20 protein-coding genes are annotated in these 21,195 nt (G+C 56.0%); 8 read left to right on the forward strand and 12 right to left on the reverse strand.

Features of this window, described 5'->3' with window-relative positions; all coding sequences use genetic code 11:
• Nucleotides 1–415: 415 nt before the first annotated feature.
• The 8 genes from ACR0CW_RS14530 to ACR0CW_RS14565 are packed head-to-tail and all read right to left on the reverse strand — an operon-like array spanning nucleotide 416 to nucleotide 7,700.
• On the reverse strand, nucleotides 416–1,258 hold the full coding sequence (locus ACR0CW_RS14530; protein ID WP_480788339.1) for a fumarylacetoacetate hydrolase family protein: 843 nt from the start codon (nucleotides 1,256–1,258) through the stop codon (nucleotides 416–418).
• A 17-nt stretch (nucleotides 1,259–1,275) separates the two neighbouring features.
• Nucleotides 1,276–2,031: an SDR family oxidoreductase gene (locus ACR0CW_RS14535; protein WP_155149266.1), complete on the reverse strand. Its 756-nt coding sequence runs from the start codon at nucleotides 2,029–2,031 to the stop codon at nucleotides 1,276–1,278.
• A gap of 8 nt (nucleotides 2,032–2,039) precedes the next feature.
• Nucleotides 2,040–3,542 (reverse strand): aldehyde dehydrogenase (NADP(+)), encoded by a 1,503-nt coding sequence (locus ACR0CW_RS14540; protein WP_480788340.1) that lies wholly within the window; start codon nucleotides 3,540–3,542, stop codon nucleotides 2,040–2,042.
• 12 nt (nucleotides 3,543–3,554) lie between these two features.
• Nucleotides 3,555–4,667, reverse strand: coding sequence for a fumarylacetoacetate hydrolase family protein (locus tag ACR0CW_RS14545; RefSeq protein ID WP_480788341.1), 1,113 nt, complete (start codon nucleotides 4,665–4,667; stop codon nucleotides 3,555–3,557).
• Nucleotide 4,668: 1 nt separating this feature from the next.
• Entirely contained in the window at nucleotides 4,669–5,496 is an 828-nt protein-coding gene (locus tag ACR0CW_RS14550; RefSeq protein WP_480788342.1) for an amidohydrolase family protein, read from the reverse strand.
• On the reverse strand, nucleotides 5,496–5,924 hold the full coding sequence (locus tag ACR0CW_RS14555; protein WP_155149259.1) for an RbsD/FucU family protein: 429 nt from the start codon (nucleotides 5,922–5,924) through the stop codon (nucleotides 5,496–5,498). Before ACR0CW_RS14555 ends, ACR0CW_RS14550 begins: the two co-directional genes overlap by 1 nt.
• The gene (locus tag ACR0CW_RS14560; RefSeq protein ID WP_480788343.1) at nucleotides 5,914–6,966 is read right to left on the reverse strand and encodes an aldo/keto reductase; all 1,053 of its coding nucleotides are present in this window, start codon (nucleotides 6,964–6,966) and stop codon (nucleotides 5,914–5,916) included. The genes ACR0CW_RS14555 and ACR0CW_RS14560 overlap by 11 nt, the downstream gene beginning before the upstream one ends.
• A complete protein-coding gene (locus ACR0CW_RS14565) occupies nucleotides 6,963–7,700 on the reverse strand; it encodes a GntR family transcriptional regulator (RefSeq protein ID WP_480788344.1) in 738 nt (245 codons plus the stop codon). The genes ACR0CW_RS14560 and ACR0CW_RS14565 overlap by 4 nt, the downstream gene beginning before the upstream one ends.
• A gap of 84 nt (nucleotides 7,701–7,784) precedes the next feature.
• On the opposite strand from ACR0CW_RS14565, the gene ACR0CW_RS14570 reads away from it, so the two are divergent.
• The 4 genes from ACR0CW_RS14570 to ACR0CW_RS14585 are packed head-to-tail and all read left to right on the forward strand — an operon-like array spanning nucleotide 7,785 to nucleotide 12,903.
• Nucleotides 7,785–9,338 carry a UxaA family hydrolase gene (locus tag ACR0CW_RS14570; RefSeq protein WP_480788345.1) on the forward strand — a complete coding sequence of 518 codons (1,554 nt, stop codon included), beginning with the start codon at nucleotides 7,785–7,787 and terminating at the stop codon, nucleotides 9,336–9,338.
• Between the two features lie 41 nt (nucleotides 9,339–9,379).
• Nucleotides 9,380–10,906 carry a sugar ABC transporter ATP-binding protein gene (locus ACR0CW_RS14575; protein WP_480788346.1) on the forward strand — a complete coding sequence of 509 codons (1,527 nt, stop codon included), beginning with the start codon at nucleotides 9,380–9,382 and terminating at the stop codon, nucleotides 10,904–10,906.
• Nucleotides 10,903–11,910 (forward strand): ABC transporter permease, encoded by a 1,008-nt coding sequence (locus ACR0CW_RS14580; RefSeq protein WP_480788347.1) that lies wholly within the window; start codon nucleotides 10,903–10,905, stop codon nucleotides 11,908–11,910. The genes ACR0CW_RS14575 and ACR0CW_RS14580 overlap by 4 nt, the downstream gene beginning before the upstream one ends.
• Before the next feature lie 48 nt (nucleotides 11,911–11,958).
• Nucleotides 11,959–12,903, forward strand: coding sequence for an ABC transporter substrate-binding protein (locus tag ACR0CW_RS14585; RefSeq protein WP_155149249.1), 945 nt, complete (start codon nucleotides 11,959–11,961; stop codon nucleotides 12,901–12,903).
• A 475-nt stretch (nucleotides 12,904–13,378) separates the two neighbouring features.
• Here the strand turns inward: ACR0CW_RS14585 and ACR0CW_RS14590 are convergent, their stop codons facing one another.
• Nucleotides 13,379–14,293, reverse strand: coding sequence for a LysR family transcriptional regulator (locus ACR0CW_RS14590; protein ID WP_480788348.1), 915 nt, complete (start codon nucleotides 14,291–14,293; stop codon nucleotides 13,379–13,381).
• A gap of 106 nt (nucleotides 14,294–14,399) precedes the next feature.
• On the opposite strand from ACR0CW_RS14590, the gene ACR0CW_RS14595 reads away from it, so the two are divergent.
• From ACR0CW_RS14595 to ACR0CW_RS14610, 4 genes are read left to right on the forward strand one after another with little or no spacing between them, the layout of a single operon-like run.
• Nucleotides 14,400–14,702: a DUF1330 domain-containing protein gene (locus ACR0CW_RS14595; protein ID WP_480788349.1), complete on the forward strand. Its 303-nt coding sequence runs from the start codon at nucleotides 14,400–14,402 to the stop codon at nucleotides 14,700–14,702.
• Between the two features lie 56 nt (nucleotides 14,703–14,758).
• Nucleotides 14,759–15,544, forward strand: coding sequence for a CmcJ/NvfI family oxidoreductase (locus tag ACR0CW_RS14600; RefSeq protein ID WP_480788350.1), 786 nt, complete (start codon nucleotides 14,759–14,761; stop codon nucleotides 15,542–15,544).
• Nucleotides 15,544–16,545, forward strand: coding sequence for an LLM class oxidoreductase (locus ACR0CW_RS14605; RefSeq protein ID WP_480788351.1), 1,002 nt, complete (start codon nucleotides 15,544–15,546; stop codon nucleotides 16,543–16,545). The genes ACR0CW_RS14600 and ACR0CW_RS14605 overlap by 1 nt, the downstream gene beginning before the upstream one ends.
• Nucleotides 16,542–17,306, forward strand: coding sequence for an SDR family NAD(P)-dependent oxidoreductase (locus ACR0CW_RS14610; RefSeq protein ID WP_480788352.1), 765 nt, complete (start codon nucleotides 16,542–16,544; stop codon nucleotides 17,304–17,306). The genes ACR0CW_RS14605 and ACR0CW_RS14610 overlap by 4 nt, the downstream gene beginning before the upstream one ends.
• A gap of 106 nt (nucleotides 17,307–17,412) precedes the next feature.
• On the opposite strand, the gene ACR0CW_RS14615 is transcribed toward ACR0CW_RS14610, so the two are convergent.
• The 3 genes from ACR0CW_RS14615 to ACR0CW_RS14625 are packed head-to-tail and all read right to left on the reverse strand — an operon-like array spanning nucleotide 17,413 to nucleotide 21,195.
• Nucleotides 17,413–19,212: an aminopeptidase P family protein gene (locus ACR0CW_RS14615; RefSeq protein ID WP_480788353.1), complete on the reverse strand. Its 1,800-nt coding sequence runs from the start codon at nucleotides 19,210–19,212 to the stop codon at nucleotides 17,413–17,415.
• The gene (locus tag ACR0CW_RS14620) at nucleotides 19,205–20,200 is read right to left on the reverse strand and encodes an ABC transporter ATP-binding protein (protein WP_480788354.1); all 996 of its coding nucleotides are present in this window, start codon (nucleotides 20,198–20,200) and stop codon (nucleotides 19,205–19,207) included. The genes ACR0CW_RS14615 and ACR0CW_RS14620 overlap by 8 nt, the downstream gene beginning before the upstream one ends.
• A complete protein-coding gene (locus tag ACR0CW_RS14625) occupies nucleotides 20,197–21,195 on the reverse strand; it encodes an ABC transporter ATP-binding protein (protein WP_480788355.1) in 999 nt (332 codons plus the stop codon). The genes ACR0CW_RS14620 and ACR0CW_RS14625 overlap by 4 nt, the downstream gene beginning before the upstream one ends.

A 21,195-nucleotide genomic window follows, 5' to 3' on the forward strand; every position in this document is an offset into this window, starting at 1 on the left:
TGCATGATTGTCCTTTGATCCAATCGTCTTTGAAGGGCGAAAGCAAGCTGGTTTGTCAGCGGCTGACCGGAGGATCGAGGTGATAACTGCGCCGACGACGGGGGTCCTTATGAGACGACAACAATGGCACCTTCAGGGAACCGTTCTCTGCCCACCTTTTCCAACCGAGCAACTCCGGCATGCAGGGCACTTCACGCACTCAGAGCCAAGGCTACAGCTTTAATTGGAACCGTATTGCCGCAATGATATTGAGCGGCATTGCCAAATCGGTAAGCCGAACCGGAATTCCAAGTGAAATACGCACGTCAACGCCTGTGTTGTTTGGGTTAGCGCATCTCTTTAAGGCCAAACCCCGAACGCTTGATCCGGGGTTTGGCTCAACAAGTGTTTTGAGGATTACTTGAACCTTTTCAGGTTATCCGGCCACAACGTCCTGCCGCTGCACACCTAATCCTTCTATGCCAAGCTCCATTTTGTCGCCGGGTTGCAGGTAGATCTGCGGATCTTGCCCCATACCGACGCCGGGCGGTGTTCCTGTTGAAATCACATCCCCGGGTTGCAGCGACATAAACTGCGACAGGTGAGATATGACGGTTGCCACGCCAAAATGCATCGTTTTGGTTGAACCGTTCTGATACCGGTGCCCATTTACCTCAAGATACATCGGCAGGTTTTGCGGGTCTGGCACTTCGTCCCGGGTCACCAGCCAGGGGCCAATCGGGCCGAACGTGTCGGCGGATTTTCCTTTGACCCATTGGCCTGAGCGGTGAAGCTGAAAGTCACGCTCAGACAGGTCGTTGACAACGCAGTATCCGGCAACGTGGTCCATGGCTTCATCCTCTGAGATGTATTTGGCCTCTTTGCCGATGACCACGCCCAGTTCCACTTCCCAGTCGGTTTTGACAGATCCGCGCGGGATTTCGACCGTATCGTTGGGGCCAATGATGGCAGAGGTTGCCTTGAAGAAAATCACTGGCTCAGCAGGCAACTCCATGCCGCTTTCTGCGGCGTGGTCGGCATAATTCAGACCAATGCAAATGAATTTGCCGACATTGCCGACACAAGGGCCAATGCGTGGATCGCCGTCTACAACAGGCAGGCTGGCCACATCTACAGTGCGCAGTTTTTCAAGAACGGCATCACTAAGAGTTTCACCTGAGATGTCATCGACCAATTCGGAAAGGTCGCGAACAGTGCCGTCCGAGGTTAACATGCCGGGTTTCTCAGCGTCTCGGGGGCCATAACGTAGTAATTTCATTATAAGGTCCTTCCTGCTCAGATCGTCCAGCCGCCGTCGATGGCAAAGGGCTGACCCGAAGTGTATTTGCTTGCGTCACTGGCCAAATACAGCGCCAGTTCTGCGATTTCTTCCGCTGTACCAATACGACCCATCGGTTGACGTGCAATGAAATCCGTCATTGCTTGTTCATAGTCTCCGGTGGCCTGCAGTCTTTCATGCAGACTCGGGCTGTCGACGGTGCCCGGACAAATCGCGTTGCATCGTATGCCCTGGGTCACGAAATCGGCAGCCACAGATTTGGTCAAGCCAATTACCGCCGCTTTTGAGGCGCAATAGGCAAATCGGTTGGGTACACCCTTCATTGATGATGCCACCGAAGACATGTTGATGATCGACCCGCCGCCTGCCTCCAGCATTCCGGGAAGGGTCAGCTGGATCAGTCTGAACATTGCTTTGACGTTGAGATCAAAACTGAAGTCCCAGTCCTTTTCGTTGCACTCAAGGATTGAGCCTCCCGCAACATAGCCCGCACAGTTAAACAGAACGTCCAGATTTGGCAGGTTGGCTATAGCAGCGGTCACGGCCTCATTGTTCGTTACGTCCAGATTGAGCGGTTCAATCCCGGGGATACTGCCCAATTCGGCAAGCGAAGCATCGTTGATGTCGCTCGCGATCACACGGGCACCTTCGGCCGCAAACAATTCAGCGGTTGCGCGTCCAATGCCTTGACCGGCCGCCGTGATCAGAGCGGTCTTATCCGCAAGCCGGTTGGATGGTTTGAATGTCGACATGGGCAACCTCACAGTTTCTCGGGCAGAAGGTCAGATGGGATGTCCTGATAACAAACCGGTCGCAGAAAGCGCCGGATCGATAATGTCCCGACGGATGTGGCACCAAAATTGGTCGAGGCAGGGTAAGGGCCGCCGTGGACCATGCTGTCGCAAACTTCGACTCCTGTGGGAAAGCTGTTGGCAAGCAGGCGCCCTGCCTTTCGCTCGAGCAGCGGTAGCAATGCCTGAGCCGCTGGTTTGTCGTCTTCATCGAGGTGCAGCGTGCATGTCAGCTGGCCTTCTATGGCCCTGGCGATTTGTTGTATCTGCTCAATGTCTTTCACGCGCACTATAATGCCTAAAGGTCCAAAGACCTCTTCCTGCAACTTGTGATCGGCGAGCCAGTCATCACCGGAAACGGTGAAAAGATATGGGGCAGAGTCGCGCCCGTCGCATCCGGTGCCCATGACCTTCGAAACGCCTGTTCCAGCGGCGACACGTGAAACACCGTCCCGATACGCCGCCGCAATTCCATCGGTCAGCATGGTCTGGTCATCTACCGAAGACAGGCCGGCCTCGGCTGCGGACTGAAATGCATCGGCATCCGGACCGGAAATGATCACGGCGATACCGGGATTGGTGCAGAACTGACCTGCGCCCATCGTCAGCGAAGTCGCCCAGCCCGCACCGATCTCAACCCCGCGCGCGGCTGCGGCTCGTGGCAGTATGAACATTGGGTTGACGGAACCCAGCTCTCCAAAAAACGGAATGGGCTCATCGCGTTGTGCGCACAGATCAAACAGGGCGCGCCCTCCACCCAGGCTGCCGGTAAAGCCCACCGCCCGGATCAGCGGATGTTGTACCAAACGGGTGCCAATATCGCGTTTGCCGCCCTGAACCAACGAAAACACTCCGGGATGAACACCGGTCGCCTTGATGGCGGCGTCGATTGCTTGGGCAACGATCTCGCCAGTACCAGGATGGGCCGAGTGACCTTTGACGACGACCGGGCACCCCGCAGCCAGCGCTGCGGCTGTGTCGCCGCCCGCGACAGAAAATGCCAAAGGAAAGTTAGACGCACCAAATACAGCAACGGGGCCCAGCGGCCGCTGGATCATCCGAAGGTCGGGGCGGGGTAGGGGCGCACGATCTGGCTGGGCAGTGTCGTGGCGGTGGTCAAGGTAGTCTCCGGCCTCGATATGATCTGCAAACAGGCGCAACTGACCCACGGTGCGACCACGTTCACCCTGCAAGCGTGCCTCGGGCAGTCCGGTTTCCTGTGTTCCGATTTCGGTGATCGCATCTCCTCGCGCATCAATTTCATCCGCGATTTTTCGCAGCAGCGCAGCGCGCTCGGCGCGGGTGGACCAACCAAAACTGGCAAAGGCATCCTCAGCGGCTTTCACGGCTCGGTCGACAAGCACGGGGGTTCCCACGGCAAAGTCATGGCTGGGACCATGCGCGGGTTCCGACGCAAAGGTCGCTTCTGCGCCGACCCATTCGCCAGCGATCAGGTGTTTTCCAGTCAACATGTTAGTTCTCTCTTATAGCAGGCCGCGATGGGCGAGGTTTCGCATCAGGTGAGACGCCCCGAAGGTCCATTCGGGGCATTCCGTCGACAGGCGCACCGTGTTTGTCAGCGCCCCAAGTTGTGCGTTGGCGATAGTGACGACATCGCCAAGCTTATGAGTAAATCCACCACCGGGAGTATCGCGGTCCTGGGTTGGGGCGAATAGAGTTCCGAGAAACAGCATCAGCCCGTCAGGATATTGATGATGGCGTCCGATGGTCTGCTTCACAAGATCTACTGGATCACGGCTAATCTGGGACATCGACGAACTACCGTCTAACACAAACCCATCTCGTCCTTTGACGGTAAGCGTTAGTTCGGCCTGACGTATATCGTCCAACGAAAACTTCTCGTCAAACAGCCTTATCATCGGCCCGATTGCGCAAGAGGCATTGTTGTCTTTTGCCTTGCTCAGCAACAGGGCTGAGCGGCCTTCGACATCACGCAGGTTTACGTCATTCCCAAGTGTTGCACCCTTAATTTCACCTTGCGAAGTCACGGTCAGAACAATTTCGGGCTCGGGATTGTTCCAGGTTGAAATGGGGTGAAGCCCAATATCCGCACCAAACCCGACTGAGGACAAAACCTGTGCTTTGGAAAACACTTCGGCATCGGGGCCAATCCCGACTTCCAGGTATTGGCTCCAGAGATCTTCGGCGATCAGGGCCTCTTTGACCTCAGCGGCATCGCTCGATCCCGGTACGATGTTCGAGAGGCTTTCCCCGATCCGGTCCCCGATACGCGCTCTGATCGCATCTGCCTTGGCAGGATCGCCTGCAGCCTGTTCCTCGATCACGCGTTCGACCATAGACCCGGCAAATGTGACACCGCAGGCCTTTATGGCCTGCAAGTCGCACGGGGCGAGCCATCGGTGGTCAGTGTCCAGCGGGCCGATATCTTGACCTTGAGCTTTTTGTACATAGTCCGCTGTATCGTCGCGTTCCAGGATATCCCGGACAGTTGGTGCCGTATTCGACGTGATATCTACAACTCGCCCATGGCGCAGTGTTACCACGCTGGGGCCGATCCCGGCGCGTTCAACACGCCCGAGCCACAGCCCGTCTGAATCCAGTGTGGGTATATTCATTTCAGTCCCTGAGGTTATAGGCCCGGGCGGCATTCCCACCCATTATTGCTTGGCGTTCTGCGATGCTCAGTTGGCTTAGCAGCATATCGGTGGTTTCAAGCCAGCGCTGGTAACTGCAGGCCAAGGTGCAAACTGGCCAGTCACTGCCCCAGATCAGGCGCGACGGACCGAAGGTGTTCAGTAAATGATCTACGTACGGACGCAGGTCTTCGGTCGTCCAATCTGCGGCAGCCTCGGTTACCAGGCCCGACAGTTTGCACCAGGCGCAGGTTTCTCGGGCTAACGCTGCCATGTTCTCGAACCAATCACCCAAGATCGCGTCTTTGATCAGTGGCTTCGACCCATGGTCGATGATCACGCGCATATCGGGCCGGCGTTCAAGAAGTTGCCTAAGCGGGCCCAGGTGCTGGGGCAAGGTCAGGGCATCGAATGTCAGGTCATGTCGCTGAATTGCTTCGAAAGCCGGTGTCAGCGTACCGCCCAGCATCCACAGAGGGTCAGCGATGTCCTGTATCATCGGGCGAAGGCCGACCAGTGCTGGGTGTGTGGCCAAAGCGGCGATCTGTGCCGGCGCATCACCGGCTTCAAAGTCAACCCAACCCACAACACCTTTGATGAACGCGTTTTGATCCGCCAGAGAGAGCATGTATTCAGTCTCGGCCGAAGTCGGTGCCGCCTGCACAAGGACTGTGCCATCAATCTCAGCAGCACAGAGCAGAGGCACTATATCGTCTGGAGTAAAATCCCTGTAGATCGCGCCCAGATCGGGCGTCAGCCAACCATAGTCGCCGCGCGCCAGAGCCCAGAAATGCTGATGCGCATCGATCATCATCCGATCACACCTTTTTTCAGAATGATGTTGCCATAGAGTCTGCGCTCGCCTGTCTGGACGATGGCAAAAGCGTTGGTGGCACGCTCGTAGAAAGCAAACCGTTCCATCCCTTGAATCTTTGCTGGAGTGTCCGCGGTCGCGTCGATGATGCGCTGAAAGTCCGCCACAGCGTCAGGAATTGCGTCCGGGTCTCCGACAACCTGCATGGTCAAAGCCGGATCAGGAACGAACGTGTCCAAGGGCATCACGGACAACACGGCCTGCAATATTTCGCTGGCCGAAGACCCATCCGCCCGGATGCATTCCGGCCCACTGCTAGACCCCGGGAAATTCGCATCTGCGATAACGATCTCATCCCCGTGGCCCATGGCCCTCAGGGTATAGAGAAGATCCGGCGAAAGTATCGGGTTGATGTTACGCAGCATCTGCAGCCTCACTTGGTATAGGTGCGTCCGGGCGGATCAGGCCCTCGGATTTCAGATCCGACCAAAGACTCGGAGGTATGTCGCGCTCCATCAGCGCAACATTGGACTGCACCTCGGATGCGTTGACGGCTCCGGGTACCACTGTTTTCACACAAGGATGACCCAGAACAAATTGCAGCGCTGCAGCGATCAGCGGAGTTCCGTGGGCTGCGCAAACGATTTCGATCTTGCGGATCCTATCCAGAATGTCCTCGGGCGCGTCCGCGTAATTGTACTTGGCACCGGGCACTGCCCCAGTTGCGAGAATGCCCGAGTTATACGGCCCGCCCAGGATGATCCCGACATCGCGCTGCTCGCAAAGCGGAAGGAAACTGTCGAGGGCTTCCTGTTCCAAAAGTGTATACCGCCCGGCCAATAGGAACCCGTCAAAGTCACCAAGCCCAAGAAGCTTTTCGCAAACCTGCCATTCGTTTACGCCTGCGCCGATTGCGGCGATCTCACCCGCATCGCGCAGTTCGGTCAGCGCTTTGTATCCCCCGCCATCAAACAATTCGCGCACCTTGGCGTCCGACAATTCCTGACTGCCTTGGCTGAAGACACAGACATCATGGACCAATAGAATATCAGAATTGGCGACACCGATCCTGTCGCGGCTGGCCTCGTAAGACCGCATTACCCCGTCATAGGTATAGTCAAACACGATCCTCTTTTGGGGCACGTCGACGAAGGCTTCGGGTGTCACCTCATGTGGTTCGCAATCCAACAGAAGGCGACCGATCTTGGTCGAAAGCTGGATGTTCTCTCGACCGAACCGGGCAATCGCTTCGCCAAACCGGTTTTCGGATCGGCCAAGCCCGTATTGCGGCGCAGTGTCGAAAAAGCGGATGCCAGCGTCATATGCCGCCTGCAACGCCGCTTGTGCGTCAACATCGGTTACTTTGCGGTAAAGGTTTCCCAACGGCGCTCCGCCAAAACCCATTCGGGTCAGTGGAACAGGCCGCGCAGTACGATTGTTCAATGGCTCTGTCTGAGAAACGGTCATCCTGCCTCGCTATCCGGCTGTTGCGTGAGGTTGAACAAATGGGGCTTTTGCCGCTCCAGTTGCTCGATACGCGGCATCAACTGCCCAAGGTGAATGCGCATGGCGTCCTGCGCAGCCTGTTCATCGCGGTTGCTGATCGCCTCGAAAATTGCCCGATGTTCGGCCAGTGTTTCGGCGATCCGGCCCGGCGTAGGCAACAGCAGCATACGGGCGCGGCTGACCTGCAGGGAAACGGTCTGTGCCACGTCCGCGAGGCGTCGGAAGCCGGTGAATTCCATCAGCAGAGCATGGAACTCTTCATCGGCCTGATAAAAGCCGGGGATGTCCTCATCTTCGATCAACAGTTCCTGCAGGCGCATATTGCGGCTTAACCGTTTGCGCTGATCGTCGGTCAGATCGCGTGCAGCCTTGGCGACGGTTGCGAGCTCAAGTGCCTCGCGCAGGAAAACACCTTCGCGGATTTCGGCCATCGAAAAGTAGGACACGCGGGTTCCAGATTGCGGCACCACATCCACCAACCCTTCCGAGGCCAGTCGTGCAATCGCATCGGCAACAGGGGCGCGCGAAACGCCCAGTCGCTCACACACAGGCGCCTTTCGCAGATTTGCGCCGGGTGGAAAATCCAGCGACAGAATCGCCCGCTTCAGTGAGTGGTGGACCCGTTGAGTCAGCGACCCTTCGGTTGCCGTGATCTCAGGCAGCAAAGCGGCGTCTATGTCTTGTTGTTTGTTCATGCTTAGCAATTTAGCATTCTAACATGTTAGTTGACAAGTAACGATTTTGAGCTTAGCAACATTGGCCATGCAAGCGGGGAAGACATGCAAGCACATAGCGGCATAAGTGTATTGGAGGAGGCGGCGCGCGATGTCGTGAAGCTCAATCCACAAGACAATATCGTCATAGCTCTGCGGGACTTGGAGGCGGGTGAGCAGCCCACTTCTGTTCCACTGCCGGTAATCTCGTCAGTCCCCCGAGGTCACAAGATTGCTGTGGCTCCAATTCAGGCTGGCGCGAATATTATCCGTTATGGCCAGATCATCGGGCAGGCCAAGTGCGACATCGCGCCGGGTGAACATATCCATGTGCACAATCTTGGTATGGGGGCGCACCAGCAGGACTATGCGCATGCAAGCGCAAACACGCCGCTGTCTGCTTTGAGCGAAGGTCGGACGTTCGACGGTTACCATCGAACCGACGGCAGAGTGGGCACACGCAATTACATCGGCATTTTGACTACAGTGAACTGCTCGGGCTCTGTCGCACGTTTCATTGCCGAAGCTTCTGAAAGGTCTGGGTTTCTGGACAGTTTTCCTAATGTCGACGGTGTAGTTCCAATCGTGCACGGGACCGGCTGTGGAATGTCCGGCAAGGATGAAGGCTATGCCACCTTGTTCCGGACGCTGGCCGGTTATGCGCAGCATCCGAATTTCGGGGGTATCCTGCTGATCGGTCTGGGTTGTGAGGTCATGCAAGTGGCCGATCTTGTCGGTGGGCGTCCAATCCGCGCTGACGGGGCGCTTCGCTATATGACCATTCAGAGCGAGGGCGGAACCCGGCGTACCATTGAACGGGGGCTGGAAGAACTGCGCGGCATCGCGGAACTGGCCAATCAAGCAGAACGCGCCCCGGCTCCGATCAGTGCCATTACGGTCGGCATGCAATGTGGGGGATCAGACGGGTATTCAGGGATCACCGCGAACCCGGCATTGGGATATGCCTCGGATCTGTTGGTGCGCCACGGCGGCACGACGATCTTATCGGAGACCTCGGAAATCTACGGGGCGGAACACCTGCTGACCCGGCGCGCCGAGACGGTAGAGGTCGGTGAAAAGCTAATCGACCGCATCCACTGGTGGGAAGATTACACTTCCCGCAACGGCGGTGAGATGGATAACAATCCCAGCCCCGGCAACAAGCGCGGCGGGCTTACGACAATTCTCGAAAAATCGCTGGGCGCTGTCGCTAAAGGAGGCACCGCGCCGCTACGAGATGTCTACAAGTTCGGTGAGATGATCGACAAGCAAGGTTTTGTCTTCATGGACAGTCCCGGGTTTGATCCATGTTCGGTGACCGGACAAGTGGCCTCGGGCGCGAACCTGATCGTGTTCACCACCGGGCGAGGATCAGTGTCGGGGTACCAGCCGACGCCCTGTATCAAGCTGGCCACCAATTCCGAAATGTACGCACGCATGGCTGACGACATGGACCTGAATTGCGGCGACATCGTCACCGATGGAATCAGCATCGAGACTAAGGGCGAAGAACTGTTCGAGATGCTGATCCGCGTCGCCTCGGGCAACAAAACAAAAAGCGAGGAACTTGGCTTTGGGGGCGTTGAATTCGTTCCCTGGCAAATCGGCGCGGTGATGTAATCCGCGTTTGGCCCAAGGGAGAAGGGCACATGGGAGGAAGCATGACTAAACTGGTCGAAATGACGGGGATTGATAAATTCTTCCCCGGCGTGCACGCACTGAAATCCGTGCAGTTCGATCTTGAATCGGGCGAAGTTCACGCACTGATGGGTGAGAACGGGGCCGGAAAAAGCACGCTGATGAAGATCCTGTCGGGTATCTATCAGCGCGATGGCGGAACGCTGAAGATCGAAGGGCGTGAGGTTAGCCCGACAACTCCGCGTGCGGCACAGGATCTGGGCATTGGGATCATTCATCAGGAACTGAGCCTGATGAACGACCTGACCGTCGCCCAGAACATTTTTATCGGGCGCGAGCCGCGTAAGAGCTTTGGTCGTTTGGATGAGGCGGCGCTGAATACGCAGACCGCCGAAATCTTTGCTTCGATGAACCTCAGCCTTGATCCCAAGGCGTTGGTTGGCAGCCTGACCATCGCAAAACAGCAAATGGTCGAGATCGCCAAGGCACTGTCGTTCAGATCCAAAGTGCTGATCATGGACGAGCCCACGGCGGCCTTGAATGACGCCGAGATTGCGGAGCTGTTTGTGATCATCCGCCGCCTCAAGGCCGAGGGCGTGGGCATCGTTTACATCAGCCACAAGATGGACGAGTTGAAACAGATTTCAGATCGTGTGACGGTCATGCGCGATGGGGAATATGTCGGAACGGTAGGGGCCGCCGAAACCCCGATCAGCCAGATCATCGCTATGATGGTTGGACGTGAGGTCAATGAAGAGCCGCTGGACGTACCTGATCTGGGCGACGCTGAGTTGTCTCTGCAAGTCACCGGACTGAACCGGGACAAAGAAATTCAAGACGTCACCTTTTCGGTCAAAAAGGGCGAAATTCTGGGCTTTGCTGGTCTGATGGGCGCAGGTCGTACCGAGGTTGCACGGGCTATCTTCGGGGCCGATCCCAAGGATAGCGGCGAAATCCGGGTACATGGGCAGGTGGTGTCGATCAAATCACCAACTGACGCCGTCAAAGCGGGGATTGGATACCTGTCCGAGGACCGAAAGCATTTCGGTCTCGCCACTGGTATGAATGTACGCGACAACATCGCGCTTGCCTCGATGGACCTATTCACCGGCGCAGGCGGGGTTCTGCACGATAGTGAAATCAGCGACACCGCCAAAAGCTACATTAAGCAGTTGGGCATTAGAACGCCATCTGACGTTCAGGAGGTACGACTGCTGTCAGGCGGTAATCAGCAGAAGGTGGTCATCGCCAAATGGCTGCTCCGCGACTGCGATATCCTGATTTTTGACGAACCCACGCGGGGTATCGACGTCGGCGCTAAATCCGAGATCTACAGACTACTGGAAGACCTGGCGGGGCAAGGCAAGACGATCATCGTGATCTCATCGGAACTGCCCGAAATCATGCGCCTCAGCCATCGCATCGCCGTGATGTGCGAAGGCCGACTGACCGGCATTCTACCCGGCGGAAAAGACACCACTCAAGAAGACATCATGCATCTGGCCACGCAGCGCGCGGCGGCGATGCAGGTAACAGGGACAGTCCAATGACCACAGCTACGGATATCGACAAGAAGAAACCCCTCGCGGGTCTGTCGGAAAGCGGTGCCTACCAAAAACTGCTGGCGTTCGCGAGTTTGATCGCCCTGCTGATCGGCTTCTCGATCGCGTCGCCGAATTTCATGCAGACCTCGAACATGATCGCGATTTTGCAGGCGACCTCGGTCAACGGGGTGCTGGCGGTGGCTGCGACGCTGATCATCATCACCGGCGGGATCGACCTATCGCTGGGCACATTGATGACCTTCTGTGCGGTGATCGCGGGCGTTGTACTGACCTATCTGGGGATGCCCTTGCTGTTGGGTGTCGCAGCGGCCATCGCGGCGGGGGCGCTTTGCGGTCTGTGCTCGGGTACGTTTGTGGCCAAGATGAAGATCCCGCCCTTCATTGCGACTTTGGGCATGATGCTAATCCTCAAGGGTATGTCGCTGGTGATCTCGGGCACAAGGCCGATCTATTTCAACGACACGCCGGGCTTTGACCAAATTTCGCGCGGGTCACTGATCGGCGAGGTTTTTCCGCCTCTGCCCATCCCCAATGGTGTGCTGATCCTGTTCCTTGTGGCTATCGCAGCATCTTACATTCTGGGGCGCACGGTGCTGGGTCGTTATACCTTTGCACTTGGGTCAAACGAAGAAGCGGTGCGCCTGTCCGGTGTTAACACCGACATGTGGAAGATGCGCATTTATGCGCTGGCCGGAGCGATTTGTGGGATCGCAGGTATCCTGATTGCTTCGCGCCTGAATTCCGCGCAACCAGCACTGGGGCTGGGCTATGAGCTGGAGGCGATCGCCGCCGTGGTGATCGGTGGCACGTCGTTGTCCGGTGGGCGCGGGACGATCCTGGGTACGCTGATAGGTGCCTTGATCATGGCTGTGCTGACCAACGGGTTGCGCGTGCTGTCCGTCGCGCAGGAATGGCAGACCGTTGTGACCGGAGCAATCATCATCCTGGCTGTCTATGCCGATATGGCACGGCGCAAGAAATCGGGATGACCAAGCAACTAAATCAATAATCAAAACGACCAACTGGAGGAGAAAAACATGTTTTCACGTCGTTTCATTCTGGGGGCGCTGAGTGCAGTCACCCTGGCAGGACCCGCCTCGATGGCGGCGGCAGAAGAAATTTACATCCCGCTGGTATCCAAAGGTTTCCAGCATCAGTTCTGGCAGGCAGTGAAGTCTGGCGCGGAACAAGCAGCTGACGAGTTTGATGTCACCATCACATTCGAAGGTCCGGACAATGAAACAATGGTGGACCGCCAGATCGATATGCTGGCTGCCGCTTTGGCCAACAACCCCAAAGCCATTGGGTTTGCCGCTTTGGATAGCCAAGCCGCAATCCCGCTTTTGAAGCAGGCCAACGAAAAGGGCATTCCGATCATTGCTTTCGACAGCGGCGTTGACAGTGACATTCCGCTTTCAACCGCGACAACGGATAACTTGGCGGCAGCCGGGCTCGCTGCCGACAAGATGGCAGAGAAAATTGGCGGCAAAGGCAAAGTCGCTGTTGTCGCGCATGATCAGACCAGCCGCACTGGTATTGATCGCCGCGATGGCTTCGTCAATCGCATGGCAGAAAAGTACCCGGATATCGAAGTTGTCACGGTTCAGTATGGCCAGGGTGACCACCTGAAATCGACCGAAGTCACCAAGGCGATCCTGACGGCGAATCCAGATCTGAACGGTATCTTTGGTACCAACGAAGGTTCTGCTATCGGCGTTGTAAATGGTGTTCAGGAACTGGGCACCGAAGGTCTGGTCATCATCGGCTATGACAGCGGTAAGGCCCAGAAAGACGCAATCAAGAGCGGTTTAATGGCGGGCGCTATCACGCAAAACCCTGTGGGCATCGGCTATGAGACGGTGAAGGCGGCGGTTGCGGCTTTGAACGGGGAAGAGGTTCCAGGCCTGATCGACACGGGCTTTTATTATTACGACGCCTCGAACATTGATGACCCAAAGATCGCGGCCGTTTTGTACGACTAAGAAATTTTAGTTTAGTGAGCGGTCCGGCCTGCCTTTTGGGTGGGCCGGATGCTTTGATCTGAAGTCTACCAGGCGAATGGATGCGAAGGCGTACTGGGTAGGCACATTCGGCTTGTCCTTCCGATTTGAATTCTCCAACATGTGGTTTCTGGAAACGGATCGTTTGTCGAACTAATAGGCTCTGCGATGTACACGGTAGAGAACTCGGGCAATACCGTTCGCACACTAGGAACTCATCCTTATGTACCTGAGTTCCGTTGCATCTCTTCGAGCAGCACTTGTACCGCTTCCGACAGAGAGACAGCTTGATTTGTGATCAGAAAAACAGTTGCGCTTGGCTCGTTCTCATAAGGCGGAAGGCGGAACAGGTCGCCTCTTGCTGCGTAAGGGTCAGCTAAATGAACTGAAAGGGAGCCAATACCCAATCCGCATTCGCTCATGGGTCTGACTTTGTTCACATGACTGGATTGCCCATTCAACGGTTAGGCTTGAGCCATTGTGGGTTTCGACCGATGCGTTCGAGTAAGAAGTCCATGAAAACGCGCACTTTGGCCGAGAGAACATTTGTCTGTGGATAGATTAGCCAAAGCGCAGTATCTGCGAAACAGGTGTAGTCTGGAAGTACACGAACGAGGCTTCCGGAAGAAAGCTCACTATGGACGCTCCATAGAGAATGTGGTGCGATACCAGCTCCCGAGAGTGTCGCGACCTTGTGGCTATGTCCGTCATCAATGATAAGTTTGCAGCTTCTGGCGTTTGGATCAAACTCGGAAAATGTGCCATCATCTCTGACCATGCGTTGCGGTGCATCGTTTCCGAATGCAACAAGGTGGTGGTGCCGAAGATCTTCAGGCCTCTCTGGATAGCCGTGTTTTTGCAGGTAGTCCGGCGAAGCACAGAGAACGCGGGTGTCGTCTGCAAGTTTGCGACCACGTAGCGTGGAGTCTTCCAGGACGGCATTACGAATTGCCAGGTCAAAACTTCCTTCGATCAGATCAAATTGCTTATCCGACAAACGCATATCCAGGCGGAGCTTGGGTTGTTTCGCCATGAAATCCGGCAAGATGGGCGCGATATAGAGCTGCGCGAATGTACTGGGAGCGGTGAAGCGCAGGGTGCCTGATACCTCTGCGCGACCTTGTCCAAGGGCCGCCCTGGCTGCGTCTTCGCGCGCAATGATATCTCTGGCGTAGGGCAGAAACTCCAACCCTTCGGTCGACAGGGCGACTTTCCGAGTGGAGCGGTGGAGGAGGTCAGCGCCGATGCTTTTCTCCAGTTTTGTCATCCACGCGCTGGCCACCGAGGGTGCAAGACCAAGCTCGCGGCCGGCTGCGCTGATGTTCAGCTTGTCGGCGGCAAGAACAAACAGTCGAAGGGTGTCCGTTTCCATTTTATATCCAAAACCAGAATTCTGCTTTCAAATTAACCTTAGTTTTTTCTGGTTTTGCAATAGGGCATATCTCCATCGAACGACACGAACCTCAAGGAGGCACCCCATGGTCTATTATTCTGTACTGGCAGTCACACCGTCCAGCGAGGACTGGATTCCCGACTATCTACCAACGGCGAACAAGTTGGTTGCCAAGCACGGTGGCAGGTATCTGGCACGCACGGCATCACACGAGCAAGTAGAAGGCAGCGAGCAAGCTGCCGCGTTACGCATCATTCTAGAATGGCCGTCTCAGGAAGCTGCCATGAGCTTTATGAATGACCCGGAATACAGGCCTCATCTCGACGCTCGCACCAAGGGCTCGGAAAGCTATCATTTTGTGATCGAAGGTAAGGACGACCTGACCTGAAGATGCAGCACTAACCTGATGTGTTGCACAGGCACTAATTTTCGAGGAATCTAAAGATGATCCCAAAGGCGACCGTCAACTACCACGTTCACGCACCTGCGCGCCAAGCTTACCACATTGATGCCGGAGGTGTCGTGGGAGAGCTGATCTCGCCCGAACAGGTTGTGACCGAAGTTGAATTACGTGATTTCCGTGCAGGTGCCAGTGTGAACTTCGCCGGGGATAGTGTTGGGTTTTTCAACTCTCGCTCTGAAGTGAGCATCTTTGGCAAAGACCGCGCTTGGCAGCCGGTTTATGATCAGGAGTTGACGGATCTTCTGACCCGCGAGATAGGCGCGAAAGAAGTCATTGTTTTCGACCATACCGTCCGTGTGGATGATCCTAATGCCATCCGGAAACCAGCGCGTAATGTCCACAGTGACTATAGCCCCGAAGGTGCGCAGCAACGATTGACCGACATTCTTGGCCAAGAGAAAGCAAGGGAATGGTCAGATGGTCATTATGGTTTCATCAATGTCTGGCGCCCGATCGAAAACCCGATCAACTCAGCCCCTTTGGGCTTTGTACGGCCTTCAAGTGTGCCGGAGGAAGACTGGCTTTTGCTTGATCTGATCTATCCGGATCGGCGTGGGCAAATCATGGGGCTTGTAGCGAACCCGGACCACGAGTGGATTTACCAATCACGCATGACGCCCGACGAAGTAGCTGTGTTCAATATCTATGACAATCGGGGCAAGCCCTCGGTTGCCCATTCTGCGCTCGACATGGTGGAGGATCCAAAGATCACTACCCCGCGTAAAAGCATAGAAAGCCGCACCTTGGTGCGTTACGGAGGGAAATAATGACAGACCTTCAAACCACGTTTGTCTCAGGCGAACCTGCCACGTTCCCGAAGTTGAACCGCGCCTACAACACTGTATTCCAGCCGGGTGCATTGAGCGTTGGGTTGGTTGTCCCGTTGGACGCGCACCACACCGACCCTGTGCCCGATATGGCGCGACATCTCGAACGGGCGAAGCTGGCTGATGAGCTTGGCTTTGCCGCGCTGTGGCTACGGGACGTGCCGTTCAATGTACCGAGTTTTGGGGATGCGGGGCAGACGTTTGACCCATTTGTATATCTTGGTCATTTGTCGGCTGTGACCCGTGACATCGCTCTTGGGGTTGCCAGTATTATCCTGCCCCTGCGCCATCCTGCCCATGTGGCCAAGGCTGCGGCATCTGTCGACCAACTGTCTGGAGGGCGACTTTTGCTGGGTGTTGCCTCTGGTGATCGACCGGAAGAATACCCCGCGTTGGGCATGAGCTTCCCCAACAGGGGTGCACGGTTCCGCGAAAGCCTTGCCTATATCCGTGCATTGGGCACTGACTATCCGAGTTATAACGGCGATCATGGTTCCCTGAATGGTTCGATGGATATGTTGCCCAAACCAACAGGCGCACGGATGCCCATCCTCATCACAGGTGGTTCACAACAATCCCCTGATTGGGTCGCTGCACATGGTGACGGCTGGATGACCTATCCGCGCGATATCGCATCACAGGCGCAGATTGTACGGGATTATCGCGCGCGCGGTGCGGAGGCAGGCGCGCAGGCCAAGCCGGTAATGCAGTCGCTCTACGTTGATCTTGTCTCAGATGACAAGGCAGAGCCCCGGCCCATACATCTGGGGTTCCGTTCTGGGGTTGCCTTCCTAAAATCCTATCTGTGCGAGTTGCGTGAGCACGGGATCAACCACGTCGCCCTGAACCTGCGGTTTAATCAGGCTGATATTGAAAACACGATGAAGCGCCTCGCCGACGAGGTACTTCCGGAATTTCCAACTCAAGGAAACATGCAATGAGCAAAACCATTCTCATCACCGGATCAACCGATGGCATCGGCTTGCTGACGGCAAAGGCCCTTGCCGCCAGAGGTCACCGGGTCATTCTACATGGTCGCAATGCCAGCAAACTGGAGGCTGCTGCCAAAGACATTGGCGGTGAAGTCGCTGCCTACGAAGCAGACTTGGCGTCTCTTGAAGCAACTCGGGAGTTGGCCAAGACAATTGCGGCCAATCACGACAGGATCGACGTTCTGATCAACAATGCAGGCGTTTACAAAACACCCAATCCGATCCTGCCAAACAGGCAGGACGTTCGCTTTGTCGTCAACACCTTGGCACCGCATGTCCTGACCACTGCGTTGCTTCCGCTTCTTCCAAGCGATGCTCGTGTCATCAACCTGTCTTCCGCCGCGCAAGCTTCTGTCGATGTCGCGGCCCTATCAGGCGAAAGACATCTGGATGACATGGGGGTATACGCACAGAGCAAACGCGCAATTGCTCTTTGGTCTGCTGAGATGGCAGCGGCGCACCCAACAGGCCCCACATTCATCGCAGTCAATCCTGGTTCACTGCTGGCGTCCAAGATGGTGAAAGAGGGTTTCGGGGTCACAGGGAATGATATGCAAATCGGTGCTGATATCCTTTGCCGCCTCGCCTTGGATGATGATTTTGCCACTGCCTCAGGCCGCTATTGGGACAATGACGCCGGTACCTTTGGCTCCATCGATTTGGGGCAGGCCAAGGAAGTGGTGAAGGCGATTAGTGCCTTAACCATCTAAGTGCCCACTTGGTTGATGAACCAGCCCAACGACTGTCGGCTGACAGTGTATCGCTGAAGATTCGAACTCGTGGCCAGCTGCGGCCAATTCTGTGGTACTAATCCCGTCAGATGATCTGGCCGCAGTTGGAACTAACCCAAGACAGGGCCTTGGCAGATAAATGTGAGCCAATTCGTTGCACTAACTCAGCATGATAGCTGTTGAGCCAAGACCGTTCGGCATCGCTCAGTTTGTCGAGCAGCAGCATGTCGGTCTGGATTGGTATCCACGTGAGGTTAGAGAACCCCATGAAACCATCTTCTGCTTGGACAATCTCAAACAGGTTTTCGATGCGAATGCCAAATCGGTCTGTCTCATAGTATCCCGGCTCAATCGACAGGATCATGCCCGGAGCCAGATCGACGGGGTTGTGAGGTTTTCCTATACGTTGAGGGTGTTCGTGAACCGATAGCCTATGGCCGATCCCGTGACCTGTACCGTGGTCGTAGTCCAGCCCCAGATCCCACAGCGGTCGCCGACAGATTGCATCAATATGGTGGCCCTGAGTACCGGCAGGGAATCGCAGGGTCGCTATTGCATGAAATGCTTTGAAGACAGCTGTATAAGCACGGTCGTAACCCTCGGGCCTGTGTGTCCCAAAAGCGAAACTGCGCGTTGCATCCGTGGTTCCCGTCTCATACTGCCCACCTGAATCCAGCAGATATGTGCCGTCCGACGAGATCGGCACCTGATTGTCCGGGCCTGTCGCGTAGTGGCACATGGCGGCATTGCCTGCAGCTGCAGAAATTGTGTTGAAGCTTTCGTAGATAAAGCCCGGCTGCTGGCGCCGGAACGACAGTATCTTTTGCTCTGCCTCCCGCTCAGTCACCGGATGACCGGACGTGGCGCGTGCCGGAACCTCGTGTGCCAGCCAGGCGCAGAACTCGGTCCAGGCGACCCCGTCTGCTATATGACAAGCTCTTAGGCCTTCGACTTCTATTTGGTTTTTCCCGGCCTTCGTCAGCGTTATGAGGCCGCGTTGAGGCTGCTCTTTTGCACCTTTCTCTCGTAACACAGACCGCACAGCTTCAGGCGAAAAGTCGGGATCGAACAGAACTCCCTGACCAGCTCGGGCCTTATCAGAGAGCGTCGGGAGGAGTGCTTCCATGGGTAGCAGGCGAACGTACGCCGGCAAATGGTCGGTAATATCCGCGTTCACCTTACGATCCGCCACAAACCAATACACCTGCCCGGATACATCCACCAACAGGAAGGAAAGTGGTATCGGATTGAAGGCCACATCGGACCCCCGCACATTGAGCAGCCAGGCAATATTGTCGGGCTGGGTTTCAACCAGCAGCGCCGCGCCTTGAGCCCGCATTTCAGAGACCAGCTCAGAAATTTTATCTGCTGCACTCTTGCCCGCGAATTGTAATGGAAATGGCTCGATCTTTCCCGTCGGAGGGGCTGGTTGATCAGGCCAGACGACATCGACCGGGTTGGTTTTTGTCGCAACCAATTCGGCACAGGTTTCTGTTAGCGCAGAGAAAAACCGATCATACCAAACTGGTGGCAAATGCATTGCGTCATAGCCAATTTTCCAGTCTGAACTTGCAGCCGATGCCAACCAGTTTTCTGGTGGCTCATTGTGCAAATGATGATGGGAAAAGATCGGATCAGCGCACTGGTTTGCGGCTTGCACCACATAGCGACCATCAACAAAAATTGCGACGGTATCCGGTGTCACAATCGCCATCCCCGCCGATCCGGTGAAGCCCGTGACATGCGCCAGACGCTCATCATGTGGGGCGACATACTCTGCCTGATGCGCATCATATCTGGGCAGAATAAATGCATCCAACCCCTGTTTGGCCAATTCATCACGCAAAGCTGAGACAATGGTTCTGTGGTCGGGTGCATCAAGCATGGGCATTTATCTCTTCGACATGATGACAGGCAACTTCGCCGCGACCTTCAAAGGGCAACAGCGCAGGTACCGATTGTTTGCAGACGTCCGTGGCGTGGTGGCACCGGACATGGAATGGGCAGCCTGAGGGCATGTTCAGGGGTGAAGGCAACTCTCCCTCCAGACGGGCCACTTTGCCTCGATCATCGGGGTTGAGGGTGGGTGCTGCAGAAAGAAGCGCCTGACTATAAGGATGGGCTGGCGCTGAGAACAGGGTCTCGCTGTCCCCGATCTCGACGATCCGGCCCAAATAGATCACGGCAACCCGATTAGAGACATGGCGAACCAGCCTCAAATCGTGGGCAACGAACAGGATCGTCAGATCCAGTTCTTGCTGCAACTCCAGCAGCAAGTTCACAACCTGTGCCTGCACCGAGACATCCAGCGCAGAAACCAGTTCATCCGCAATCAGGACTTCGGGCTCAACTGCCAGCGCGCGTGCGATTGCGATGCGCTGACGCTGACCGCCGGAAAACTCATGCGGAAGCTTGTGCTGTGCATCCTGAGGAAGGCGCACAAGATCCAGAAGCTCGACTACCCGGGCCGGAATCTCGGCCTCGGGGCGCATGTTATGAACGCTTAGTGCTTCGGCCAATATCTGGCCTGTTGTCATGCGTGGGTTGAGCGAAGAATACGGATCCTGAAACATCATCTGGACGCGTCGGTTGTAGGTGCGATCAGAGCGATTATCGTCTCCAAAAACATCCTGACTTTCGAACTCGATCGTTCCCTCGCTGGGCGCATGTAGCCGCACGATGCAACGTGCCAGCGTGGATTTCCCACAGCCGGATTCACCGACAACACCCAAAGCTTCGCCCTTGATCAAATCCAGGCTGATACCGTTCAACGCTTTGACCACGCGCCCCGGCCGGCCCGCTGCATAGTCCATCAGACTGCGCCCCAGAGGGAAATGCAGATGCAGGTCACGTATTCGTAAAACAGCACTCATGCAGCATTTCCTTTGGTATTGATCACCGGGTTGAAGCAGGCCACATGCCGCGTGTCAGTAACGCGCGACAGATCAGGCCGGCCTTGCACACAAGCCTCAACGCAGGCAGAACAGCGAGGTGCGAAAGCGCATCCCGAGGGCAATGTGTCCAGACTGGGGGGAACGCCCGGGATCGAATAAAGCGGTGTTCGAGGCGGCAAGTTTTCAGGCACCGACCGCATCAGACCAACGGTGTAAGGATGGCGAGGTTCACGCAGCACATCACGTACTGGCCCCTGTTCGACAATACGCCCGGCATACATTACCGATACGTTGTCACAGGTCTGGGCCACCACGCCCAGATCATGGGTGACAAGAACGACCCCCATTTCCATTTCTTCAGCCAATCGCAGGATCAGGTCGAGGATCTGCGCCTGAATGGTCACGTCCAGAGCGGTAGTCGGTTCGTCCGCCAGCAGAAGTTTCGGATTTGCGGCGAGTGCTATGGCAATCATAACTCGTTGCCGCATCCCACCGGAAAACTGATGAGGATAGTCTTTGAGCCGTTGTGCTGCTGAGGGGATACCAACCAAATCCAGCATCTCGATCGCCCGGTCTCGCCGCGCCGCACGAGGCAGGTCTGTATGCGCAAGCAAGTTCTCTTCTATTTGCAGGCCAATGGTCAGTAGCGGATTAAGCGAGGTCATGGGCTCTTGAAAAATCATCGCGATTTCCCGCCCCTGTATGAGGCGCAATTCACGATCCGGCATTGGTACCAGATCACGCCCCTGCCAACGCACCTGCCCCGAGACGTCCCCATAGCGACGCGCAAGCCCCATGATCGATCGTAAGGTGACGCTTTTGCCTGACCCACTTTCACCAACCAGTCCAAGAACTTCGCCGCGCGCGACAGAGAAGTTTACGTCCCGAACCGCAGGTAGCGCCTGCCCGTTGCGATAGAAGGTGGTGTTCAGTCCTTCGACTTCGAGGATCGGCGTCTTGTCGTACATACCCAT

The sequence above is a fragment of the Ruegeria sp. CH6 genome (assembly GCF_056537005.1).